This is a genomic window from Streptomyces sp. NPDC017225, assembly GCF_044331465.1.
Lineage (GTDB): Bacteria > Actinomycetota > Actinomycetes > Streptomycetales > Streptomycetaceae > Streptomyces.
In genome coordinates, this window is sequence record NZ_JBIRNE010000011.1 from 121,626 (window position 1) to 144,498 (window position 22,873).

Annotated in this window: 18 protein-coding genes; 14 read left to right on the forward strand and 4 right to left on the reverse strand. The window is 69.6% G+C overall.

Annotated features, from left to right (window positions below; genetic code table 11):
• Nucleotides 1-9: 9 nt before the first annotated feature.
• The 3 genes from metH (at nucleotide 10) to ACH4NX_RS23810 (ending at nucleotide 6,397) form a co-directional block, all read left to right on the forward strand.
• Entirely contained in the window at nucleotides 10-3,522 is a 3,513-nt protein-coding gene (gene metH, locus ACH4NX_RS23800) for a methionine synthase (protein ID WP_351397033.1), read from the forward strand.
• Between the two features lie 128 nt (nucleotides 3,523-3,650).
• Nucleotides 3,651-4,352 carry an HAD family phosphatase gene (locus tag ACH4NX_RS23805; RefSeq protein ID WP_351397030.1) on the forward strand — a complete coding sequence of 234 codons (702 nt, stop codon included), beginning with the start codon at nucleotides 3,651-3,653 and terminating at the stop codon, nucleotides 4,350-4,352.
• A 446-nt stretch (nucleotides 4,353-4,798) separates the two neighbouring features.
• Nucleotides 4,799-6,397, forward strand: a complete 1,599-nt coding sequence (locus ACH4NX_RS23810; RefSeq protein WP_351397027.1) for an ABC transporter substrate-binding protein — start codon at nucleotides 4,799-4,801, stop codon at nucleotides 6,395-6,397.
• A 110-nt stretch (nucleotides 6,398-6,507) separates the two neighbouring features.
• On the opposite strand, the gene ACH4NX_RS23815 is transcribed toward ACH4NX_RS23810, so the two are convergent.
• Together ACH4NX_RS23815 and ACH4NX_RS23820 are read right to left on the reverse strand one after the other, a co-directional pair.
• Nucleotides 6,508-7,179 carry a response regulator transcription factor gene (locus ACH4NX_RS23815; RefSeq protein WP_279565151.1) on the reverse strand — a complete coding sequence of 224 codons (672 nt, stop codon included), beginning with the start codon at nucleotides 7,177-7,179 and terminating at the stop codon, nucleotides 6,508-6,510.
• 14 nt (nucleotides 7,180-7,193) lie between these two features.
• Nucleotides 7,194-8,195, reverse strand: a complete 1,002-nt coding sequence (locus ACH4NX_RS23820; RefSeq protein ID WP_351397024.1) for a RecB family exonuclease — start codon at nucleotides 8,193-8,195, stop codon at nucleotides 7,194-7,196.
• 777 nt (nucleotides 8,196-8,972) lie between these two features.
• On the opposite strand from ACH4NX_RS23820, the gene ACH4NX_RS23825 reads away from it, so the two are divergent.
• The 3 genes from ACH4NX_RS23825 (at nucleotide 8,973) to ACH4NX_RS23835 (ending at nucleotide 12,165) form a co-directional block, all read left to right on the forward strand.
• Nucleotides 8,973-10,376 carry a site-2 protease family protein gene (locus ACH4NX_RS23825; RefSeq protein WP_398128432.1) on the forward strand — a complete coding sequence of 468 codons (1,404 nt, stop codon included), beginning with the start codon at nucleotides 8,973-8,975 and terminating at the stop codon, nucleotides 10,374-10,376.
• A gap of 59 nt (nucleotides 10,377-10,435) precedes the next feature.
• Entirely contained in the window at nucleotides 10,436-11,338 is a 903-nt protein-coding gene (locus ACH4NX_RS23830; protein WP_351397019.1) for a tRNA (adenine-N1)-methyltransferase, read from the forward strand.
• A gap of 248 nt (nucleotides 11,339-11,586) precedes the next feature.
• The gene (locus ACH4NX_RS23835) at nucleotides 11,587-12,165 is read left to right on the forward strand and encodes a hypothetical protein (RefSeq protein WP_351397016.1); all 579 of its coding nucleotides are present in this window, start codon (nucleotides 11,587-11,589) and stop codon (nucleotides 12,163-12,165) included.
• Nucleotides 12,166-12,238: 73 nt separating this feature from the next.
• Here the strand turns inward: ACH4NX_RS23835 and ACH4NX_RS23840 are convergent, their stop codons facing one another.
• A complete protein-coding gene (locus ACH4NX_RS23840; RefSeq protein ID WP_351397014.1) occupies nucleotides 12,239-12,544 on the reverse strand; it encodes a ferredoxin in 306 nt (101 codons plus the stop codon).
• A 245-nt stretch (nucleotides 12,545-12,789) separates the two neighbouring features.
• Between ACH4NX_RS23840 and arc the strand changes: the two genes are divergently transcribed.
• From arc to prcA, 6 genes are all read left to right on the forward strand, one after another.
• Entirely contained in the window at nucleotides 12,790-14,556 is a 1,767-nt protein-coding gene (gene arc / locus ACH4NX_RS23845) for a proteasome ATPase (RefSeq protein WP_351397011.1), read from the forward strand.
• 232 nt (nucleotides 14,557-14,788) lie between these two features.
• Complete coding sequence (dop, locus tag ACH4NX_RS23850) at nucleotides 14,789-16,300, forward strand: depupylase/deamidase Dop (protein ID WP_351397008.1); 1,512 nt, start codon at nucleotides 14,789-14,791, stop codon at nucleotides 16,298-16,300.
• A 177-nt stretch (nucleotides 16,301-16,477) separates the two neighbouring features.
• On the forward strand, nucleotides 16,478-16,696 hold the full coding sequence (locus tag ACH4NX_RS23855) for a ubiquitin-like protein Pup (RefSeq protein WP_043374843.1): 219 nt from the start codon (nucleotides 16,478-16,480) through the stop codon (nucleotides 16,694-16,696).
• A complete protein-coding gene (locus ACH4NX_RS23860; RefSeq protein ID WP_351397004.1) occupies nucleotides 16,686-17,327 on the forward strand; it encodes an endonuclease VII domain-containing protein in 642 nt (213 codons plus the stop codon). Before ACH4NX_RS23855 ends, ACH4NX_RS23860 begins: the two co-directional genes overlap by 11 nt.
• Complete coding sequence (prcB, locus tag ACH4NX_RS23865; RefSeq protein ID WP_345591412.1) at nucleotides 17,279-18,124, forward strand: proteasome subunit beta; 846 nt, start codon at nucleotides 17,279-17,281, stop codon at nucleotides 18,122-18,124. Before ACH4NX_RS23860 ends, prcB begins: the two co-directional genes overlap by 49 nt.
• 60 nt (nucleotides 18,125-18,184) lie before the next feature.
• On the forward strand, nucleotides 18,185-18,952 hold the full coding sequence (prcA, locus tag ACH4NX_RS23870) for a proteasome subunit alpha (RefSeq protein WP_398128431.1): 768 nt from the start codon (nucleotides 18,185-18,187) through the stop codon (nucleotides 18,950-18,952).
• A gap of 60 nt (nucleotides 18,953-19,012) precedes the next feature.
• Here prcA and ACH4NX_RS23875 read toward each other — a convergent pair whose 3' ends face one another.
• Nucleotides 19,013-20,029: a LacI family DNA-binding transcriptional regulator gene (locus ACH4NX_RS23875; RefSeq protein WP_351396997.1), complete on the reverse strand. Its 1,017-nt coding sequence runs from the start codon at nucleotides 20,027-20,029 to the stop codon at nucleotides 19,013-19,015.
• A 107-nt stretch (nucleotides 20,030-20,136) separates the two neighbouring features.
• Between ACH4NX_RS23875 and ACH4NX_RS23880 the strand changes: the two genes are divergently transcribed.
• Nucleotides 20,137-21,396 (forward strand): MFS transporter, encoded by a 1,260-nt coding sequence (locus ACH4NX_RS23880; RefSeq protein WP_398128430.1) that lies wholly within the window; start codon nucleotides 20,137-20,139, stop codon nucleotides 21,394-21,396.
• 9 nt (nucleotides 21,397-21,405) lie between these two features.
• The gene (pafA, locus tag ACH4NX_RS23885) at nucleotides 21,406-22,767 is read left to right on the forward strand and encodes a Pup--protein ligase (protein WP_351396991.1); all 1,362 of its coding nucleotides are present in this window, start codon (nucleotides 21,406-21,408) and stop codon (nucleotides 22,765-22,767) included.
• Nucleotides 22,768-22,873: the final 106 nt, after the last annotated feature.

Sequence of the window (22,873 nt, forward strand, 5' to 3'; positions counted from 1 at the left end):
AGCCCCTTCATGGCCTCGTCGCCGTCCACCCCGTCCGCCGACACCCGGACCCGTGTGTCCGCCCTCCGCGAGGCGCTCGCCACCCGTGTGGTGGTCGCCGACGGCGCGATGGGCACCATGCTCCAGGCGCAGAATCCCTCGCTGGACGATTTCCAGCAGCTGGAGGGGTGCAACGAGGTCCTGAACCAGACCCGCCCGGACATCGTGCGCTCGGTGCACGAGGAGTACTTCGCCGCCGGCGTCGACTGTGTGGGGACCAACACCTTCGGGGCCAACCACTCCGCGCTGGCCGAGTACGACATTCCCGAGCGTGTCCACGAGCTCTCGGAGGCCGGCGCCCGGGTGGCCCGCGAGGTCGCCGACGAGTTCGCCGCGCGGGACGGCCGGCAACGCTGGGTGCTCGGTTCCATCGGCCCCGGCACCAAGCTCCCCACCCTCGGCCACGCCCCGTACACCCTTCTGCGGGACGCCTACCAGCGCAACGCGGAGGGCCTGGTCGCGGGCGGCGCGGACGCGCTTCTGGTGGAGACGACACAGGACCTGCTGCAGACCAAGGCCTCCGTGCTCGGCGCCCGGCGCGCCCTGGACGCCCTGGGCCTCGACCTGCCGGTGATCTGCTCGGTGACCGTGGAGACGACCGGCACGATGCTGCTGGGCTCGGAGATCGGCGCCGCGCTGACCGCGCTGGAGCCGCTCGGCATCGACATGATCGGCATGAACTGCGCGACCGGCCCGGCCGAGATGAGCGAGCACCTGCGCTACCTCGCCCGCCACTCCCGGATCCCGCTGTCCTGCATGCCCAACGCAGGTCTGCCGGTCCTGGGCAAGAACGGCGCCCACTACCCGCTGACCGCACCCGAACTGGCCGACGCGCAGGAGACCTTCGTACGCGAGTACGGCCTCTCCCTGGTCGGCGGCTGCTGCGGCACCACACCCGAGCACCTTCGCCAGGTCGTGGAGCGGGTACGGGGCACCGCCCCCACCGAGCGTCACCCGCGCCCCGAGGCGGGCGCGGCCTCCCTCTACCAGAGCGTGCCGTTCCGGCAGGACACCTCCTATCTCGCGATCGGCGAGCGGACGAACGCCAACGGGTCGAGGAAGTTCCGCGAGGCCATGCTGGAGGGCCGCTGGGACGACTGCGTGGAGATGGTCCGCGACCAGATCCGCGAGGGCGCGCACATGCTGGATCTGTGCGTGGACTACGTGGGCCGCGACGGCGTCGCCGACATGGAGGAGCTCGCCGGCCGTTTCGCGACCGCCTCCACCCTCCCGATCGTGCTGGACTCCACCGAGGTCGACGTCCTGCGCGCCGGGCTGGAGAAGCTCGGCGGGCGTGCGGTGATCAACTCGGTGAACTACGAGGACGGCGCCGGCCCGGAGTCGAGGTTCGCGAAGGTCACGAAGCTGGCGCGGGAGCACGGGGCGGCGCTGATCGCGCTGACCATCGACGAGGAGGGCCAGGCCCGCACCGCCGAGAAGAAGGTGGAGATCGCCGAACGGCTGATCGACGACCTGACCGGGAACTGGGGCGTCCACGAGTCCGACATCCTGATCGACTGCCTGACCTTCACCATCTGCACCGGCCAGGAGGAGTCCCGCGGCGACGGCGTCGCCACCATCGAGGGCATCCGCGAGCTCAAGCGGCGCCACCCGGACGTGCAGACCACCCTCGGTCTGTCGAACATCTCCTTCGGCCTGAACCCGGCCGCCCGCATCCTGCTCAACTCCGTCTTCCTGGACGAGTGCGTGAAGGCCGGTCTGGACTCGGCGATCGTGCACGCGTCGAAGATCCTGCCGATCGCCCGCTTCGACGAGGAGCAGGTCACCACGGCCCTGGACCTGATCTACGACCGCCGCCGTGAGGGCTACGACCCGCTGCAGAAGCTCATGGCGCTCTTCGAGGGGGCCACCACCAAGTCCCTCAAGGCGGGCCGGGCCGAGGAACTGGCCGCGCTGCCGCTGGACGAGCGCCTCAAGCGCCGCATCATCGACGGTGAGAAGAACGGCCTCGAGGCCGACCTGGACGAGGCCCTGACCCAGCGTCCGGCCCTCGACATCGTCAACGAGACCCTCCTGGACGGCATGAAGGTGGTCGGTGAGCTGTTCGGCTCCGGCCAGATGCAGCTGCCGTTCGTGCTCCAGTCCGCCGAGGTCATGAAGACCGCGGTGGCCCACCTGGAGCCGCACATGGAGAAGACCGACGACGACGGCAAGGGCACCATCGTGCTGGCCACCGTCCGCGGCGACGTGCACGACATCGGCAAGAACCTCGTCGACATCATCCTGTCCAACAACGGCTACAACGTCGTCAACCTCGGCATCAAACAGCCCGTCTCCGCGATCCTGGAAGCCGCCGACGAACACCGCGCCGACGTCATCGGCATGTCCGGACTGCTGGTCAAGTCCACCGTGATCATGAAGGAGAACCTGGAGGAGCTCAACCAGCGCAAGCTGGCCGCCGACTACCCCGTGATCCTCGGCGGCGCGGCCCTCACCCGCGCCTACGTCGAGCAGGACCTCCACGAGATCTACGACGGCGAGGTCCGCTACGCCCGCGACGCCTTCGAGGGCCTGCGCCTGATGGACGCCCTGATCGGCATCAAGCGGGGCGTGCCCGGCGCGAAACTGCCCGAACTGCGCCAACGGCGGGTCCGCGCCGCCACCGTGGAGATCGAGGAGCGCCCCGAGGAGGGCCACGTCCGCTCCGACGTCGCCACCGACAACCCCGTGCCCACCCCGCCGTTCTGGGGCACGCGCGTGGTCAAGGGCATCCAGCTCAAGGAGTACGCGTCCTGGCTGGACGAGGGCGCCCTCTTCAAGGGCCAGTGGGGCCTGAAGCAGGCCCGTACCGGCGAGGGCCCCTCGTACGAGGAACTGGTCGAGACCGAGGGACGGCCGAGGCTGCGCGGCCTGCTGGACCGGCTCCAGACGGACAACCTGCTGGAGGCGGCCGTGGTCTACGGCTACTTCCCGTGCGTGTCCAAGGACGACGACCTGATCGTCCTCGACGAGGCGGGCAACGAACGCACCCGGTTCACCTTCCCGCGCCAGCGCCGAGGCCGCCGCCTGTGCCTGGCCGACTTCTTCCGCCCCGAGGAGTCCGGCGAAACCGATGTCGTCGGCTTCCAGGTCGTCACCGTCGGCTCCCGGATCGGCGAGGAGACGGCCCGCATGTTCGAGGCCAACGCCTACCGCGACTACCTCGAACTCCACGGCCTGTCCGTCCAGCTCGCCGAAGCCCTCGCCGAGTACTGGCACGCCCGCGTGCGCTCCGAGCTCGGTTTCGCCGGGGAGGACCCGGCCCAGATGGAGGACATGTTCGCCCTGAAGTACCGGGGCGCCCGCTTCTCCCTCGGCTACGGCGCCTGCCCCGACCTGGAGGACCGCGCCAAGATCGCCGACATGCTCCAGCCGGAACGCATCGGCGTCCACCTGTCCGAGGAGTTCCAGCTCCACCCCGAACAGTCCACCGACGCCATCGTGATCCACCACCCGGAGGCGAAGTACTTCAACGCCCGCTGAGGCGCTCGGTACCCGCTCCACAGGCCACATCCGGCGTTCCCGTCCCGCACGACGTACACTGGTCGGTCCATTGCAGGCCGGTTCCCTTCGTGGGAACCGGCCTGATCGTCCCTCAAGGAGGTACGTGGATGACCAGTACGGTCCCCGCGCTCGGAACCCGTACGGCCGAAGGCTCAGCCCTGCAGGCCGTGCTCCTCGACATGGACGGCACCCTCGTGGACACCGAGGGCTTCTGGTGGGACGTCGAGGTCGAGGTCTTCGCCTCCCTCGGCCACACCCTCGACGAATCCTGGCGCCACGTGGTCGTCGGCGGCCCCATGAGCCGCAGCGCCGGATTCCTGATCGAGGCCACCGGGGCGGGCATCTCGCTCGCCGAACTCAGCGTGCTGCTCAACGACGGCTTCGAGAAGCGCATCGGCCGCACCCTGCCGCTCATGCCGGGAGCCGCCCGGCTGCTCGCGGAGCTCTCCGCGCACGAGATCCCCACGGCCCTGGTGTCCGCCTCGCACCGGCGCATCATCGACCGCGTGCTGACCTCGCTGGGCGCCCAGCACTTCGGTCTCACCGTCGCCGGCGACGAGGTGCCGCGCACCAAGCCCCACCCCGACCCGTACCTGGCCGCCGCGGCCGGACTCGGCGTGGACCCGGCCCGGTGCGCCGTCGTCGAGGACACGGCGACCGGGGTCGCCGCCGCCGAGGCCGCCGGCTGCCACGTCGTCGCGGTGCCCTCGGTCGCGCCCATCACCCCCGCCGCCCGGCGTACGGTGGTCGGCTCCCTGGAAGACGTCGACCTGACATTTCTGCGCGGTCTGATGACCCAAATGCGTTAGCCGTTCACCCAGCGTGCAGTGGCGTTAACGCGGCAATTCCGGGAACCACCGCGCGAGGCAACGCGAGGACGCGTAGGGAGGGAATTGCCGCTGTTCCGGATGGCCGAATTCAGGCAGCTATCGGCAGAACCTTCTGTGTGATGTTCCCCACGCGACCAGGGGTCGACAGAGGGGCCCGGCTGTGCTGCCGGGTGCCTGGCGAACGTTGTCGAGGTGCCCTTGTGTCCTGATTGATGAAACGCTGCACTAATCCTTCCACTGTCGGGTTTTCGGTGCGTCCACGCCCGGTTTCACTCCGTGATGAGGGCTCAACTCCGGTGGCTGCGAACCCCCGTGCGGGCGCGGACTAATCTCGTCGAGAGAACATCGGCCACTACCCCCGTGATCCGCCGCGACACCCCCTGCATGCCGGATACACGGACCGACAGCTCTGGAGAAACTCGAGCATGAACCGCAAGACTTTGGTGCTGCCGGCCGTCGTGGGCCTGCTCGCGCCGGTGCTCGCCGCCTGCGGCGGGTCCGACAGCGGCAGCGACGGGGACGCGGTCGTCGTCGGCACCACGGACCGGTTCACCGCGGAGGCGGCACCCGCGCCCCTCGACCCGGCATACGCCTACGACGTCGGCCTCTGGAACATCCTGCGGCAGACCACGCAGACCTTGATGATCCAGCCCCGTGGCGACGGTGAACCCGTACCCGAGGCCGCCGAGCAGTGCGGATTCACCGACACCGGTAACGAGCGCTACTCCTGCACCCTGCGTGACGGCCTGAAGTTCGCCAACGGCGACTCCATCACCGCGGAGGACGTCAAGTACTCCATCGAGCGTGCCCTGGCCATCAAGGCCGACAGTCAGGTGCACACCCTGCTGTCGACCGTCGACACCGTCGAGACGCAGGGCGACCGCGAGGTCATCTTCCACCTCAACACCGCCGACGCCACCTTCCCGTACAAGCTGACGACCCCGGTCGCGGGCATCGTCAACAAGGACGATTACGCGAAGGACAAGCTGCGCGACGGCTTCGAACTGGACGGCTCCGGCCCGTACACCATGAAGGCGGAGGTCGAGGACGGCGTACTGACCAAGTCCGTGTTCACCAAGAACCCCAACTACAAGGGGAGCCTGGAGGTGAACAACGACAAGGTCGAGGTGGTGTCGTTCGCCGACGCCGAGGCCATGGGTGAGGCGCTCGACAAGGGCGACATCGACCTGATGACCCGTGCGATGACGCCGGAGCAGATCCAGACGCTGTCCAAGTCCACGGACGGCGACGTCGACCTGATCGAGGTGTCCGGCCTCGAGATCCGGTACCTGGCCTTCAACACGGACGCGCAGACGGTGAAGGACAAGGCCATCCGCAAGGCGGTGGCCCAGCTCGTCAACCGCAGCGCACTCGTCTCCGCGGTCTACGGCTCCCAGGCCGAGCCGCTGTACTCGACGGTCCCGGCCGGCATCACCGGGCACTCCAACTCGTTCTTCAACACGTACGGCGACCCGAGTGTCCCCAAGGCCAAGGCCATGCTGGAGGAAGCGGGCATCGCCACTCCGGTGAAGTTCACCATGCACTACACGACGGACCACTACGGTGCCGCGACCAAGCAGGAGTTCGAGCACCTTCAGAAGCAGCTGAACGACAGCGGCCTCTTCGACGTCGACATCGAGGGCACGCCCTGGGAGAAGTTCCGTGACGCGGAGCTGGACGGCGAGTACGACGTCTTCGGCATGGGCTGGTTCCCCGACTTCCCCGACGCGGACAGCTTCATCGCGCCCTTCCTCGACAAGGGCAACACCCTCAACTCGCCGTACCTGAACCCGGAGATCATCGGCACCCTGATCCCCGAGTCCCGGCGTGAGGCCGACCGGCTCTCCGCCGTCGACACCCTCAACGAGATCCAGGACATCACCGCCGACGACGTCCCGATGATCCCGCTGTGGCAGGGCAAGCAGTACGTCGCCGCCCGGGACGACATCACGGGCACGGCCTACGTCCTCAACTCCTCCTCGACGCTCCAGCTGTGGGAGCTGGGCCGGGGCGTGAGCGGCTGACGCCCCGCCGGCCACAACCCGAAGGGCGCCCTCTTCCAGTCGGAAGAGGGCGCCCTTCGTGGTACGTGAACACCGGTGCCGGTGCCGGTGCTCGCACCGTACCGAGCGGCCTACTGCGCGCCGGGGCGGACCAGACCGCTCTCGTACGCGTACACGGCGGCCTGCACCCGGTCGCGCAGGCCCAGCTTGGTCAGCACATGCCCCACATGCGTCTTGACGGTGGTCTCGCTGACGAAGAGATCGGCCGCGATCTCCGCGTTCGACAGGCCGCGGGCCACCAGCTTCAGCACCTCCACCTCACGGTCCGTCAGCGTGTGCAAGGTGTCCGGCACCGGCTCGTCGCCGGACGGCAGATGCGTGGCGTACTTGTCGAGCAGCCGCCGGGTGATACTCGGCGCGAGCATCGCCTCACCGCTCGCCACCACACGGATGGCCTGCACCAGTTCGTTGGCCGGGGCGTCCTTCAAAAGGAACCCGCTGGCTCCCGCCTTCAACGCCTCCACCACGTATTCGTCGAGGTCGAAGGTGGTCAGCACCAGTACCTTCGCCGGACCGTCCCGCTCGGGCCCGGTGATCTGCCGGGTCGCCTCCACACCGTCCATCCGCGGCATGCGGATGTCCATCAGCACCACATCGGGCTGCAGCGCCCGCACCTGGTCGAGTGCTTGGAGGCCGTCTCCGGCCTCGCCGACGACAGCGATGTCCTGCTCCGCCTCCAGAATCATCCGGAAGCCCGTGCGCAGCAGCGGCTGGTCGTCGACCAGTAGGACGCGGATGGCCACGTAAGTCTCCTTCGCTAGTCCGCTCCCATTCTGCCCTGCTCCGCGCGACCGGAGTCGGCCACCCTCACCGGCAGCGGGTAGGGCGGGGGAGTACCGCCGAACTCCGGGCAGTGCGCCTGGTGGTCGCACCACCCGCACAGCTTGGTGGGACGCGGCCGCCAGTCACCCGTCTCGGTCGCCAGCCGGATGGCCTCCCACAGCGCCAGCAGCTTGCGCTCGACCCGCTCCAGGTCGTCGATCACCGGGTCGTACGTGAGCACGTCACCGCTGCCGAGATAGACGAGCTGCAGCCGCCGCGGCACGACCTTCTTCAGCCGCCACACCACCAGCGCGTAGAACTTCATCTGGAACAGCGCGCCCTCGGCGTACTGCGGCCGGGGCGCCTTGCCCGTCTTGTAGTCGACGATCCGCACCTCGCCGGTGGGCGCCACGTCGACCCGGTCGATGATGCCGCGCAGCCGCAGCCCGGAGTCCAGCTCGGCCTCCACGAACAGCTCCCGCTCGGCGGGCTCCAGCCGGCTCGGATCCTCCAGGGTGAACCAGCGCTCGACCAGCCGCTCCGCCTCACTGAGCCACCGCGCCAGCCGCTCGCCCTCCGGGTCGTCGGCGAACAGCTCACCGACCTCCGGCCTGCTCTCCCGCAGCCGGTCCCACTGGCCCGGGACCAGCGACCTGGCGCGCGGTGCGGTGCGCTCGGCCGCCGGGGCGTCGAAGAGCCGCTCCAGCACCGCGTGCACCAGGGTGCCCCTCGTCGCCGCCTCGCTCGGCTTCTCCGGCAGGCGGTCGATGACCCGGAACCGGTACAGCAGCGGGCACTGCATGAAGTCGCCGGCCCGGGAGGGCGAGAGCGAGGCGGGCGCCTTGGCCACCGGTACGGCCGTGGGCACGGGTGCGGGCGCGGAGGCCGTGGTGGTGGCCGCCGCGGCCGGCGCCGCGTCCGCGTCGTCCGCCACCGTCGCCGCCGATGGGGCGGATCCGCCGGCGTCCTGGGCGACATCCTCGATGCTCGTCTCCATGCCCACAGACCTTACGGCCCGCCACTGACAGCGCCCCAGTCCGCGGCCGTGACCCTTGCGACGGAAGGGAAGCACAGGGGTGCCGGGGCGGAACGGTTCGCGACGGACGCATACCATCGACACGAGACCCTCCCGCCCGGCAGGCGCGGGAGACGCTTCGAACGAGGGGACACCGTGGACGTGAGCGGCGGGAGCGGGCAGCCGCGGTCCGGCAACGACGAGTCGGCCGAGCCCCAGGCAGGGCCCCCGGCCCAGGCCGCCGACGCCACCCAGCCGGGACCCGCGGATTCCGGCCCACCCGGGAAACGACCCGTGGACCGGCCCCGGACGACGGGCGAGGCCTTTGAGGAGCAGCAGCCCGGAAGAGCGCCGGGGACCGCAGAGAGCCGCCCACTGCCACTGGCCCCCGAAACACCGGGCCGTGAGACGCCATCCGGTGAGCCGGGCCGCGTCACGCCCACGCGTGACCCTGACCCCGAGACGCCGGGTGCGCGGACGCACGGCAGTGAGGGGCCCGCTCCCCGGACGCCGGGCTCCGAAACGCTGATCCTCAAGGCGCCGGATCCGGCAACGCCGGAGGAGAGGCCCGAGCGAGCCGCCGCCGGACGGAACGAGACCGCGCGGAACGAATCCGGGCGGAACGAATCCGGGCGGAACGAATCCGGGCGGCACACTCCGGACGACGCCGCCCCGGAGTCGCACCCGTACCCGCACCCCTACCCGAATCCGCAGACCCCCGTCCCCCCGGCCGACCCCACCGGCTCGGCACGGCCCCCGATGCCTGGAAACGACGGCCCGGGCGACCCGGCATCGGAGCCGGGCTCCGAGGGCGGCGGCACCGTCCACCCGTCGACGGACCCGTCCGCCGGCACCGAAGGACCCCGGCCGGACTCCACCCAGGCCCGCGACGACCGTCCCACCCACGCGCCCGCGCAGCCCGGCCCGGACGATCGCGGCCCCCACGCCGACAGCCCCCGCACCGCTGCCCACGAGAGCGCCGGGCCCGGCCCGGGGCGGCCACCACAGCGCCGGCCGGAGCCCGGGGGCGGGCTGCTGATGGGCCGGCCCTTCGGTGTGCCCGTCTATGTCGCGCCCAGCTGGTTCCTGGTCGCAGCCCTGATCACCTGGGTGTTCGGCGGCCAGCTGGACCGCGTGCTGCCCGAGCTGGGCGCCGCACGCTATCTGGTCTCGCTCTTCTTCGCGGTCGCCTTCTACGCCTCCGTCCTCGTCCACGAACTGGCCCACACCGTCGCAGCCCTCCGCTTCAAACTCCCGGTCCGCCGCATCCAGCTCCAGTTCTTCGGCGGCGTCTCCGAGATCGAGAAGGAGGCCGAGACCCCCGGCCGCGAGTTCGTACTGGCCTTCGTCGGCCCCCTGCTCTCCCTCGTCCTCGCCGGCGTCTTCTACGCCGCCCTGCTGCCCGTCGACCCCGACGGTGTCCCCGGCGTCCTGCTGGCCGGCCTGATGATCTCCAACCTCCTCGTGGCCGCCTTCAACCTGCTGCCCGGCCTCCCCCTGGACGGCGGCCGGATGCTCCGCGCGGTCGTCTGGAAGATCACCGGCAAGCCCATGCACGGCACGATCGCCGCCGCCTGGGTCGGCCGGGCCCTCGCCATCGCCGTCCTGATCGGCCTGCCGCTGCTCACCCAGTCCCTCGGGTCCGGCGCCGCGGACGACGTCGGCATGGACACCATCCTGGACGCCCTGCTCGCCGCGATCCTCGCCGCGATCATCTGGACCGGCGCCGGAAACAGCCTGCGCATGGCCCGCCTGCGCGAACACCTCCCGGAGCTGCGCGCCCGCGCTCTCACCAGGCGCGCCGTCCCCGTCCCGGCCGACACCCCGCTCTCCGAGGCCCTGCGCCGCGCCAACGCCTCCGGGGCCCGCGCCCTGGTCGTCGTCGAGGGCGGCGGCAGGCCCGTCTCGCTCGTCCGCGAGGCCGCCATCGTCGGCGTACCCGAGCACCGCCGCCCCTGGGTACCGGTCAGCACCCTCGCCCAGGACCTCACCGAGGGCATGCGCCTGTCCGCCGAACTGTCCGGCGAGGAACTCCTGGACGCCCTGCGCGCCAGCCCGGCGAGCGAGTACCTGGTGGTCGAGGAGACCGGCGAGATCTACGGTGTCCTCTCTGCGGCCGACGTCGAGCGGGCCTTCGTCAAGGCCATGGCCCGCCCCTCCTGACCACCACCCCGGCCACCGGCGTGGTCGGCGGCCCCGCCGGGGACCGGTAGGCTGGTCACATGTCCGAACCGACCGGTGCCGCCCGCAGGCGCGGGCCCTTCAAGGTCGGGGACCAGGTTCAGCTGACCGACCCCAAGGGCCGCCACTACACGTTCACGCTCGAGGCCGGGAAGAACTTCCACACCCACAAGGGTTCCTTCCCCCACGACGAACTGATCGGTGCTCCCGAGGGCAGCGTTGTCCGCACCACCGGGAACGTCGCCTACCTCGCGCTGCGCCCCCTGCTCCCCGACTACGTCCTGTCCATGCCCCGCGGGGCAGCCGTCGTCTACCCGAAGGACGCGGGGCAGATCCTCGCCTTCGCCGACATCTTCCCCGGCGCGCGCGTCGTGGAAGCCGGTGTGGGCTCCGGCTCCCTCAGCAGCTTCCTGCTGCGCGCCATCGGCGACCAGGGCATGCTGCACTCCTACGAGCGCCGCGAGGACTTCGCCGACATCGCCCGGCAGAACGTGGAGCGCTACTTCGGCGGCCCGCACCCCGCCTGGCAGCTCACCGTGGGCGACCTCCAGGACAACCTGTCCGACGCCGACGTCGACCGCGTCATCCTCGACATGCTCGCCCCCTGGGAGTGCCTGGAGGCCGTCTCCAAGGCACTCGTGCCCGGCGGCATCCTGTGCTGCTACGTCGCGACGACCACCCAGCTCGCCCGCACGGTCGAGTCCATCCGCGAGATCGGCTGCTTCAACGAGCCGACCTCCTGGGAGTCGATGATCCGCAACTGGCACGTCGAGGGCCTGGCCGTCCGCCCGGACCACCGGATGATCGGCCACACCGGCTTCCTGCTGACCGCCCGCCGCCTCGCGGACGGCGTCGAGCCGCCCATGCGCCGCCGCCGCCCCGCCAAGGGCGCCTACGGCGAGGACTACGACGGCCCCAACGCCGGTGGAGGCTCCGGCCGCTGAGGCGGCCCGTGCCGCGATCAACGTACAGGCGCCGTGGTGGACTTTCCGCAACTGTCCGGGAACTCCACCGCGGCGCTTTCGCGTTGACCCGGCGACCGGCGACCGGCGACCGGCGACCGGCGACCGGCGACCCCGCGTGCGGCGGCGCGGCCGGGCCGAGTACCCACCCCGCCGTTCCCCCGCACTGTGACGTGTGGCACGATGCTGGCCACCCCCCGCCGGCACAGCCCTCACAGGAGACACTCCTCGTGCAGCACCCCGCCGTTCCGGACCTGTCACACACGCACGCCCGCCCGATCCACTGGGTCGCCACCGCCACGGCCCTCGCCGCGGTCGTGGCCCTGTCCTCGGTCCTGCAACCCGACGCCGCCACGGCGGCGCAGACCGCCGCCCCCGAACCGAAGAACGCCCCGGCGCACATCGCGCCGCCCGATCCGGCGGCCGTCACGTTCCCCCTGGAGTGCGGCCCGGTCGAGGCGCTGGTGCGGAAGCAGGCCTCCGGAGACCTCGACGGAGACGGTCGGCCCGAGACGGTGGCCGTCGTGCACTGCGACGCGCCCATGGGCACACCGCCCGACGGGGTCTACGTCATCACCCGGGACGCCGAAGGCGGCAAGCCCCGCGTCGTGGCCACCCTCGTGAACCCCCGGGACCGCCGGACGGTCACCGAATTCGCGGTGCGCGACGGCGCCGTCCGCGCCACGCTGCTCGGCTACTCGTCGGCCGACGTGCCCAGTTGCTGCCCCGACGTCACGGACGACGTGAAGTGGCAGTGGAGAAACGGCGCGTTCGTCCGCGACACGCCGTCCCAGGCACGCACCGTCTGACCCGCGGCCCGCGACACACGGTGTGACACACCCGACAGCAGTCACGGAGCGTGCGGGCAAAGTCACATTTTGGTCACTCTGTGTCCGGCCCGTAGACCTCGGCCCTGTCCGAAACGCGACGTACGTGGATGCACTCGCCCGGACACTCCTTCGCGGAGTCGACCACGTCCGCGAGAAGCGGCAACGGCACGGGCGTTGTCGCCCCCGCGGCCTGGAGCAGCTCGTCGTCCGCGCCCTTCACGTAGGCCAGACCGTCGATGTCCAGCTCGAACACCTCCGGCGCGTACTGGGCGCAGATGCCGTCGCCGGTACACAGGTCCTGATCGATCCAGACCTCCAGTGCCTCGCCGTCGACTCCGGCCTCCTGCTGCACAGTCATCTCTCCTGCCGTTTCCTACGCCGAGCCGTTCGGGAATCCGGCCAGCTCTGACGGGTGTTGAACGCTTCGACCCTACCCCCGGCTGGGTTCCACTCACGTTCCGTGGGTATTCCCCTGGCGTGAGGGAGAGCGCAAGGGTGAAGATCGGACACACCCCGACAGTCTTTGTGATCTAGGGGTTTCAATCGACACCCACCCAGGTAGGGTCTGGAAGCGTCCAGCTCCCCTTGGAGGAGGTGAGGACCGTGGCAGCCCACGACGACGACATGAACCGCGGCATCCGCCCGGGACGCGGGTCCGAGGACCCGGCCGGGCAGGTGGCCTACCTTGAGCAGGAGATCGCCGTCCTGCGACGCAAGCTCGCCGAATCTCCGCGGCACACGAGAATTCTCGAAGAGCGGATTGTCGAGCTGCAGACCAACCTGGCCGGCGTGTCCGCCCAGAACGAACGACTCGCCGGAACACTCCGCGAGGCCCGCGACCAGATCGTGGCCCTCAAGGAAGAGGTCGACCGGCTGGCCCAGCCACCGGCAGGCTTCGGAGTCTTCCTGCAGGCCAACGAGGACGGCACCGCCGACATCTTCACCGGCGGCCGCAAACTCCGGGTGAACGTCAGCCCGAGCGTCGAGCTCGACGAGCTCCGACGCGGCCAGGAAGTGATGCTCAACGAAGCACTCAACGTGGTCGAGGCCATGGAGTACGAGAGCGTCGGCGACATCGTCACCCTCAAGGAGATCCTCGAGGACGGCGAGCGAGCCCTGGTGCTCGGCCACACCGACGAGGAGCGCGTGGTACGGCTCGCGGAGCCGCTGCGCGGCATCAACATCCGCCCCGGCGACGCCCTCCTGCTCGAACCCCGCTCCGGCTACGTCTACGAGGTCGTTCCCAAGAGCGAGGTCGAGGAACTCGTCCTCGAAGAGGTCCCCGACATCGGCTACGAGCAGATCGGCGGCCTCGGCGGACAGATCGAAGCCATCCGAGACGCTGTCGAGCTCCCCTATCTCTACCCCGACCTGTTCCGGGAGCACGAGCTGCGACCCCCCAAGGGCGTCCTGCTCTACGGGCCTCCCGGATGCGGCAAGACGCTCATCGCCAAGGCCGTGGCCAACTCACTGGCCAAGAAGGTCGCCGAGGTGACCGGCCAGGCCTCGGGCAAGAGCTTCTTCCTCAACATCAAGGGCCCCGAGCTGCTCAACAAGTACGTCGGCGAGACCGAGCGGCAGATCCGCCTGGTCTTCCAGCGGGCCCGGGAGAAGGCCAGCGAGGGCACCCCCGTCATCGTCTTCTTCGACGAGATGGAATCCCTCTTCCGCACCCGCGGCTCCGGCGTCAGCTCGGACGTGGAGAACACCATCGTCCCCCAGCTGCTCGCCGAGATCGACGGCGTCGAGGGCCTGCAGAACGTGGTCGTGATCGGCGCCTCCAACCGCGAGGACATGATCGACCCCGCCATCCTGCGGCCCGGCCGGCTCGACGTGAAGATCAAGATCGAGCGTCCGGACGCCGAAGCGGCCAAGGACATCTTCGGCAAGTACCTCACCGAGCGCCTCCCGCTCCACGCCGACGACCTCACCGAACACGAGAAGGACAGGTCGGCCACCGTACAGAGCATGATCCAGACCGCGGTGGAACAGATGTACGCCGAATCCGAGGAGAACCGCTTCCTCGAGGTCACCTACGCCAACGGTGACAAGGAAGTCCTCTACTTCAAGGACTTCAATTCCGGCGCCATGATCGAGAACATCGTGGGCCGCGCCAAGAAAATGGCGATCAAGGACTTCCTGGAAGCCAACCAGAAGGGCCTCCGCGTCGCCCACCTCCTCCAGGCATGCGTGGACGAGTTCAAGGAGAACGAGGACCTGCCCAACACCACCAACCCGGACGACTGGGCCCGCATCTCCGGAAAGAAGGGCGAGCGGATCGTGTACATCCGTACGCTCGTCACCGGAAAGCAGGGCGCGGACACCGGACGCTCCATCGACACGGTGGCGAACACCGGTCAATACCTGTAAAAGGCGGGGCGGCTGCGGGTGCCCACAACGGGTACCCGCAGCCGACTGTTTTCCGGAGCCCCGACTGGAGCAAGGCAATGCCGCAAATGATCTCCCCACCAGCGCAAAGGCGTTCTAGGCTCTTCCATACCGCCGAGTCGCGCAGTGCGGGGACGGGCACCGCACACGCATCGGAGCGCCAGCGGTACTTGAGCGGCGCCCACCACGGGCGCCGCCGGGCAAGGAGGGCCGCATGACCGTACGGCGAGTAATGGGCATCGAGACGGAGTACGGAATCTCCGTCCCCGGCCACCCGAACGCCAATGCCATGCTCACCTCGTCCCAGATCGTCAACGCCTACGCGGCGGCGATGCACCGGGCCCGCCGGGCCCGCTGGGACTTCGAGGAGGAGAACCCGCTCCGGGACGCGCGAGGCTTCGACCTCGCCCGTGAGGCCGCCGACTCCAGCCAGCTCACCGACGAGGACATCGGCCTCGCCAACGTGATCCTCACCAACGGAGCACGGCTCTACGTCGACCACGCCCACCCCGAATACAGCGCCCCGGAGGTCACCAACCCGCGCGACGCCGTCCTGTGGGACAAGGCCGGTGAACGCATCATGGCCGAGGCCGCCGAACGAGCCGCCCAGCTGCCCGGCGCCCAGCCCATCCACCTCTACAAGAACAACACCGACAACAAGGGCGCCTCCTACGGCACGCACGAGAACTACCTGATGAAGCGGGAGACCGCCTTCTCGGACATCGTGCGCCACCTGACACCCTTCTTCGTCTCCCGCCAGGTCTTCACCGGCGCCGGCCGCGTCGGCATCGGTCAGGACGGGCACGAGCACGGCTTCCAGCTCAGCCAGCGCGCGGACTACTTCGAGGTCGAGGTGGGCCTCGAGACCACGCTGAAGCGGCCCATCATCAACACGCGCGACGAACCGCACGCGGACGCCGAGAAGTACCGGCGACTGCACGTGATCATCGGCGACGCCAACCTGTCCGAGATCTCGACCTATCTCAAGCTGGGCACGACGGCCCTGGTGCTCTCGATGATCGAGGACGGGTTCATCGCGGTCGACCTGGCCGTCGACCAGCCGGTCCGCACCCTGCACCAGGTCTCGCACGACCCCTCGCTCAAGCGTCTGATCACCCTCCGCAGCGGGCGCACCCTCACCGCGGTACAGCTCCAGATGGAGTACTACGAGCTGGCCCGCAAATACGTGGAGGAACGGTACGGCTCGGACGCCGACGACCAGACCAAGGACGTCCTGGGCCGCTGGGAGGACACCCTCAACCGGCTCGAGAACGACCCGATGACCCTGGCCGGCGAGCTGGACTGGGTCGCCAAGCGGGAACTCATGGAGGGCTACCGCCGCCGGGACGACCTGGACTGGGACGCCGCCCGGCTGCACCTCGTGGACCTCCAGTACGCCGACGTACGGCCCGACAAGGGCCTGTACAACCGACTGGTGGACCGGGGCCGCATCAAGCGGCTCCTGGACGAGACGGAGGTCGAGCGGGCCCGCACCAAGCCGCCGGAGGACACCCGCGCGTACTTCCGCGGACGCTGTCTGGAGCAGTACGCGGACGACGTCGCGGCGGCCTCCTGGGACTCGGTGATCTTCGACCTGCCGGGCCGGGACTCACTGCAACGGGTCCCAACCCTGGAACCGCTTCGCGGAACGCGTAACCACGTCAAGGAGCTGCTGGACCGCTGCCGCACCGCGGAAGACCTGGTCAAGGTCCTGGCCGGCGGATAGGCGGGCCGAGCGGGTACACGGACGAGACCGCCGGACAGGGTGGAAACCCGCCCCGTCCGGGAACCATCGAGATGGCCCCCGTTCGTTGGAGAAACGCGGGGCCGATGTCGGACCCGGCTTGTAGGGTCTGATCTTGACCGAGCAACTGTGTCGGGCGAACCGAGCGGGGTGAGGGTTATGGCGACCAAGGACACCGGTGGCGGGCAGCAGAAGGCCACGCGTTCCACCGAGGAGGTCGAGGAGCAGGCGCAGGACGCACAGGCTTCCGAGGACCTCAAGGAGCGCCAGGAAAAGCTGAACGACGACGTGGACTCCGTCCTGGACGAGATTGACGACGTCCTCGAAGAAAATGCCGAGGACTTCGTGCGCTCCTTCGTTCAGAAGGGTGGAGAGTGACTTCACCTTCGCTTCGAAGGGTGCGGTGGGGGGGTTGGGATTGTCCGACGAAAGCGTGAAGCGCTGCTCGCGGTGCAAGCAGTACAAGCCGCGAGCAGCCTTCGCGAGTAACAAGGCGATGAGGGACGGTATCCAGGCGTACGGCCGGGAGGGCTCCGCGGCGTACTACCGGCAGCGCCAGGATGCCCGCGGTAGGAAGCCCCGCCCGAGGGTTGCCGCACCGGAAGGGCACAAGTACTGCCGGCGCTGCGGGGAGATTAAGCCGCACTCCGAGTGGGATCGCAACAGGACTGCCTCCGACGGCCTGTCGACAGCCTGCAAGGCCTGCCGGGCAATCGAAGGGCGGGCACGTCATCTGAAGCGCCAGTACGGCCTCACCGAAGCCGAGCGTGACGCGATGGTCGCCGCCCAGATGGGCCTCTGCGTGATCTGCCTGAAGGTTCCGGCCGCACACGTGGATCACTGCCACAAGACGGGTAAGGTCCGTGGCGTACTGTGCTTCAACTGTAATTCGGCCATCGGCAAGTTGGGAGACGATCCCGACGCTGTTCGTCGGGCTGCCGCCTACCTGGAGGGAACTTCGTGGAAGCCAACACTCGTAGCACCGGGCGTCTACCAGCTGCCTTCCTGACGCCCGGGTCGTCTTCGTTCATGGACTTCATCGGTGAGCACCAGCCGGACATGCTTCCGGGCAACCGGCAGCTGCCGCCGGTGCAGGGCGTCGTCGAGGCACCGCACGGCACCACGATCGTGGCGGTTACCTTCCCCGGTGGCGTCGTCCTCGCCGGTGACCGACGGGCCACCATGGGCAACATGATCGCCCAGCGGGACATCGAGAAGGTCTTCCCGGCGGACGAGTACTCGGCGGTGGGCATCGCCGGTACGGCGGGACTGGCCGTGGAGATGGTGAAGCTGTTCCAGCTGGAGCTGGAGCACTTCGAGAAGGTCGAGGGCGCGCAGCTGTCCCTGGAGGGCAAGGCGAACCGCCTGTCCACGATGATCCGGTCGAATCTGGGCATGGCGATGCAGGGGCTGGCCGTGGTGCCGCTGTTCGCCGGTTACGACGTGGACCGGGGCCGGGGCCGCATCTTCTCGTACGACGTGACGGGCGGGCGGTCCGAGGAGCGGAACTACGCGACCACCGGGTCGGGGTCGATCTTCGCCCGGGGTGCGATGAAGAAGCTGTTCCGTGAGGACCTGACGGAGGAGCAGGCCACGACGCTCGTGGTGCAGGCGCTGTACGACGCGGCAGACGACGACTCGGCGACCGGTGGTCCCGATGTCGCCCGCCGGATCTACCCGATCATCACTGTGATCACCGAGGACGGTGTCCGCCGGCTGGGCGAGGACGAGGGTGCGGAGCTCGCCCGCGCGGTGCTGGAGCGGCGGCTGGAGCAGCCCGAGGGTCCGCGGGCCGCGCTGCTTTAGCGGGGTGTGTTCGTGTTGTCAGGTGGTCCAGTGACATCTCCAGAAAGGGATGGATAACCGGTGTCGACGCCGTTCTATGTCTCACCCCAGCAGGCCATGGCCGACCGGGCGGAGTACGCCCGCAAGGGCATCGCCCGTGGCCGCAGTCTGGTCGTGCTGCAGTTCGCCGACGGCATCGTGTTCGTCGGCGAGAACCCGTCCCGTGCGCTGCACAAGTTCAGCGAGATCTATGACCGGATCGGTTTCGCGGCCGCCGGTAAGTACAACGAGTACGAGAATCTGCGGATCGGCGGGGTGCGCTACGCGGACCTGCGCGGGTACACGTACGACCGGGACGACGTGACGGCCCGGGGGCTGGCCAACGTCTACGCGCAGACGCTGGGCACGATCTTCTCCAGCCAGGCCGAGAAGCCGTACGAGGTGGAGCTGGTCGTGGCGGAGGTCGGCGACAGCGCCGACGGTGACCAGATCTACCGGCTGCCGCACGACGGCTCGATCGTGGACGAGCACGGCTCGGTCGCGGTCGGTGGCAACGCGGAGCAGATCAGCGGGTACCTGGACCAGCGGCACCGGGACGGTATGACGCTGGCCGAGGCGCTGAAGCTGGCGGTGCAGGCGTTGTCCCGCGACACGAACGGCAGCGAGCGGGAGATTCCGGCGGAGCGGCTGGAGGTCGCGGTGCTGGACCGTACGCGTCCGCAGAAGCGGAAGTTCAAGCGGATCGTCGGAGGTCAGCTGTCGCGGCTGCTGGAGTCGGGTGCGGGAGCCGATGCCGAGGACCTGCCCCTGCCGGACGAGGGCGAGGGCGGGGACAAGGGCGAGGAGTAGCGGGGGGCCGCCGAGTGAGGGCCTTCGAGCGGCGCCGGGTGCCATGTGCCCCGGCGCCGTTCAGTCTTGTGGCGGCGGGGCCGTGGAGCCTCGTACCACCAGGTTCACCGGGATGTCTCCCGCCTCGGGAGTGAGGCCCTCCATGACCGCCAGCAGGGCGCGCATGCCGTGTTCGCCGAAGAGTTCCGCGTCGAGGCGGACGGTCGTCAGTTCGGGGTCGATGGCCGTGGCGAGGCCGAGGTCGTCCAGGCCGGTGACCGAGAGGTCGTCGGGGATGCGGAGCCCGGCCCGTCGGGCGGCCTTGTAGGCGCCGACGGCGAGTTTGTCGTCGTCGCAGACGAGTGCCGTGGGGCGGGGCCCCGGCGCGGTGAGTGCGGCTTCCGTGGCCTTCTGGGCGCCCTCGATGGAGATGGGGGCGCGGGCGGTGCGCAGTTCGGTGCCGGGGGTGGCGGCGAGCCGGGTCGCCAGTTCGCGGGCGCGTACCTCGAAGGTCCAGGACGGGATGTCCGCCGCGAGGTGGAGGAAGTGGCGGTGGCCCAGGGTCAGGAGGTGATCCGCGACCTGGCGGATGCCGTCGGCGATGTCCAGGTTGACGGTCGCGGCGCCGAGGCTGCCGGCGGGGTCGCTGTCCAGCATGACGAGGGGGAGCTGGTCGCCTCTGATCGCGTTGAGCGCGTCGGCGGCCATGGAGGAGGCGATGACGCCGTCCAGGGCGGCCTGTGCGGAGGCGAAGGGGTCGCGGGCGGGGCCGACGCCCTCGGGGGAGGGGTAGAGGACGACTCCGAAGCCGTGTTCGGCGGCGACGCGTGCGGCGCCCGTGTAGACCTCCGCGAAGAACTCGGTGGTGAGGGCGGGTACGACGAGGAGCACGGTGCGGGTGCGGCCGAGGCGGAGGTTGCGGGCGGCGAGGTTGGGGCGGTAGCCGAGTTCGTGGGCGGCTTCGCGGACCCGTTGGGCCGTGGGTTCCGAGACCCGGCCGCGCCATTTGTCGCCGAGGACCAGGGAGACGGCGGCCTGGGAGACGCCGGCGGCCTGGGCGACGTCTCGGCTCGTGGGGCGGGTGCTGCCTCGTGCCACCGTTCGCCTGCGCTTTCGTCTGGACTGGTGAACAGGCGACATGGTACGTATGACGCAGGAAGTTATACGTAAAACTTCGCTGATCGGTGTAGTGGAAGGGGTGGGCCGTGGTCGCCGGGTACCTGGACATTCTTCGGGCGCGGCATGCCGTCCGGCTGCTCGTCGGCACGCTCGTGGGGCGGTTGCCCAACGCCACCGCGGCGATCGCGATCGTGCTGTTCGTGCGGGCGGAGGGCGGTTCGTACAGCCTGGCGGGGGCGTTGGCCGCCGTGTACGGGGTCGCCAACGCGGTGGGGCAGCCGGTGCTCGGGCGGCTCGTGGACCTGTACGGGCAGCCTCGCGTGCAGTTGCCGGCCGCCGTGGTGTCGGCGCTGGCCATGGCCGTGTTCGCCTTCGCCGGGACCGGGACGGTCGCGCTCGCGTACACGGCGGTGGGGGCCGCGGGACTGTTCACGCCCCCGCTGGAGGGCGGGCTGCGGGCGTTGTGGCCGAGTGTGCTGCGCAAGGAGGGCCAGGTGCACGCGGCGTATGCCATGGACGCCGTCGCGCAGGAGGTCATGTTCACCGTCGGGCCGCTGCTCGTGACGGTGTGCGTGTCGCTGTGGTCGCCGCTGGTCGCGCTGCTGGTGCTGAACGCGGTGGGTGTGCTGGGGGCGCTGTCCGTGGTGGTGTCGCCTCCCTCGCGCGCGTGGCGGTCGGCGCCGCGCGAGGCGCACTGGCTGGGCGCGCTGCGTTCGTCCGGGCTGCTGGCGCTGCTGGGTGCCTTCCTGTTCATCGGGATGGCGCTCGGGTCCATCACCGTCGCCTCCGTGCCGTATGCCGACGAGCACGGTGGCGACGCCGTGTACGGCTGGCTGATGGCGGCCCTGGGGCTGGGTGCGCTGATCGGGGGAGCCGTGTACGGGGCGCGGCGGTGGACCGGTGAGCCCGCGCGGCGACTGCGGGTGCTGGTGGCCTTTCTGGCGGTGTGTTATCTGCCGTTGACGCTGATGCCCGGCGTGGTCGCCATGGTCGCGCTGACCGTGCTCGCGGGTGTCTTCCTGGCGCCGTGCATCGCCTGCGCGTTCGTCCTGGTCGACGTGCACGCGCCGCGGGGGACGGTGACGGAGGCGTTCTCGTGGCTGGTGACGACGTTCACGGTGGGTGCCTCGGTGGGTACGGGCCTCGCGGGGCCCGTCGTGGAGCACGGCGGGGCGCTGTGGGGGTTCGCCCTGCCCGGGGCGGCCGGGGTGGTGTCCCTGCTCGTCCTGGCGTGCACCGGGCGGGTCCTCGCTGCTCCCGCCCGGCAGGCGGTGGTTGCGGCTTCATCGGAAAATGATCCAAACCGTGCCGTCGAACCCCGTTTCAGTTCGGGTCATCAGGCGTAATGTTCAGTCATGGACCGCCGCATTTTCGGGCTGGAGAACGAGTACGGCGTCACGTGCACGTTCAGGGGACAGCGCCGCCTGTCGCCTGACGAGGTGGCGCGGTACCTCTTCCGCCGTGTCGTGTCATGGGGCCGCAGCAGCAATGTCTTTCTGCGCAACGGGGCCCGCCTCTACCTCGACGTGGGATCGCATCCGGAATACGCCACACCCGAATGTGACAACGTGATCGAACTTGTCACCCACGACAAGGCGGGCGAGCGCATCCTCGAAGGACTCCTGGTGGACGCCGAACGACGCCTGCACGAGGAGGGAATCGCGGGCGACGTCTACCTCTTCAAGAACAACACCGACTCCGCCGGCAACTCCTACGGCTGCCACGAGAATTACCTCGTGGCCCGGCACGGGGAGTTCTCGCGGCTCGCGGACATCCTCATCCCGTTCCTGGTGACGAGGCAGTTGCTGTGCGGTGCCGGCAAGGTGCTGCAGACGCCGCGCGGTGCCGTGTACTGCGTCAGTCAGCGGGCCGAGCACATCTGGGAGGGCGTCTCCTCGGCGACCACCCGCTCCCGGCCCATCATCAACACGCGCGACGAGCCGCACGCGGACGCCGAGCGTTACCGGCGCCTGCACGTCATCGTCGGCGACTCGAACATGTCCGAGACGACCATGCTGCTCAAGGTCGGTGCCACCGACCTGGTGCTGCGCATGATCGAGGCGGGCACGGTGATGCGCGACCTCACCCTGGAGAACCCGATCCGGGCGATCCGTGAGGTGAGCCACGACATCACCGGGCGCCGGAAGGTGCGCCTGGCCAGTGGCCGGGAGGCGTCCGCGCTGGAGGTGCAGCGGGAGTACTACGAGAAGGCGGTGGACTTCTGCGAGCGCCGAGGCATCCGCACCGGCACCGTCGAGCGCGTGCTGGAGCTGTGGGGCCGCACGCTGGACGCGATCGAGGCCGAGGACCTCGACCGCATCGACACCGAGATCGACTGGGTCATGAAGTACAAGCTCCTGGAGCGGTACCGGGCCAAGCACAACATGACCATGTCGAACCCGCGGGTCGCGCAGATAGACCTCGCCTACCACGACATCCACCGCCGTCGCGGCCTGTACTACCTGCTCGAGAGGAAGGGCCAGGCCGCCCGGGTAGCGAACGACCTGAAGATCTTCGAGGGCAAGTCCGTACCGCCGCAGACCACTCGGGCCCGGCTGCGCGGCGACTTCATCCGAAGGGCTCAGGAGCAGCGCCGGGACTTCACCGTCGACTGGGTCCATCTCAAGCTCAACGACCAGGCGCAGCGCACCGTGTTGTGCAAGGACCCGTTCCGTTCGGTGGACGACCGGGTGGAGAAGCTGATCGCCGGGATGTGATCCGGACGGGATGAGACAGGAGTTCCGCGCGAGAAGCGGAACGCCACACGGGCACCGTACGTTAGCCGTACGGTGCCCTTCTCACGCCGTAGAGTTGCGCGCACTC

Excerpts from the sequence above, each read along its gene's own strand:
- ACH4NX_RS23820 (WP_351397024.1), bottom strand. The coding sequence starts at position 8,195 with ATGGAGACGAGCATCGAGGATGTCGCCCAGGACGCCGGCGGATCCGCC.
- ACH4NX_RS23825 (WP_398128432.1), top strand. The coding sequence starts at position 8,973 with ATGCCTGGAAACGACGGCCCGGGCGACCCGGCATCGGAGCCGGGCTCC.
- ACH4NX_RS23840 (WP_351397014.1), bottom strand. The coding sequence starts at position 12,544 with ATGACTGTGCAGCAGGAGGCCGGAGTCGACGGCGAGGCACTGGAGGTC.
- ACH4NX_RS23805 (WP_351397030.1), top strand. The coding sequence starts at position 3,651 with ATGACCAGTACGGTCCCCGCGCTCGGAACCCGTACGGCCGAAGGCTCA.
- ACH4NX_RS23830 (WP_351397019.1), top strand. The coding sequence starts at position 10,436 with ATGTCCGAACCGACCGGTGCCGCCCGCAGGCGCGGGCCCTTCAAGGTC.
- pafA (WP_351396991.1), top strand. The coding sequence starts at position 21,406 with ATGGACCGCCGCATTTTCGGGCTGGAGAACGAGTACGGCGTCACGTGC.
- ACH4NX_RS23855 (WP_043374843.1), top strand. The coding sequence starts at position 16,478 with ATGGCGACCAAGGACACCGGTGGCGGGCAGCAGAAGGCCACGCGTTCC.
- metH (WP_351397033.1), top strand. The coding sequence starts at position 10 with ATGGCCTCGTCGCCGTCCACCCCGTCCGCCGACACCCGGACCCGTGTG.
- ACH4NX_RS23810 (WP_351397027.1), top strand. The coding sequence starts at position 4,799 with ATGAACCGCAAGACTTTGGTGCTGCCGGCCGTCGTGGGCCTGCTCGCG.
- dop (WP_351397008.1), top strand. The coding sequence starts at position 14,789 with ATGACCGTACGGCGAGTAATGGGCATCGAGACGGAGTACGGAATCTCC.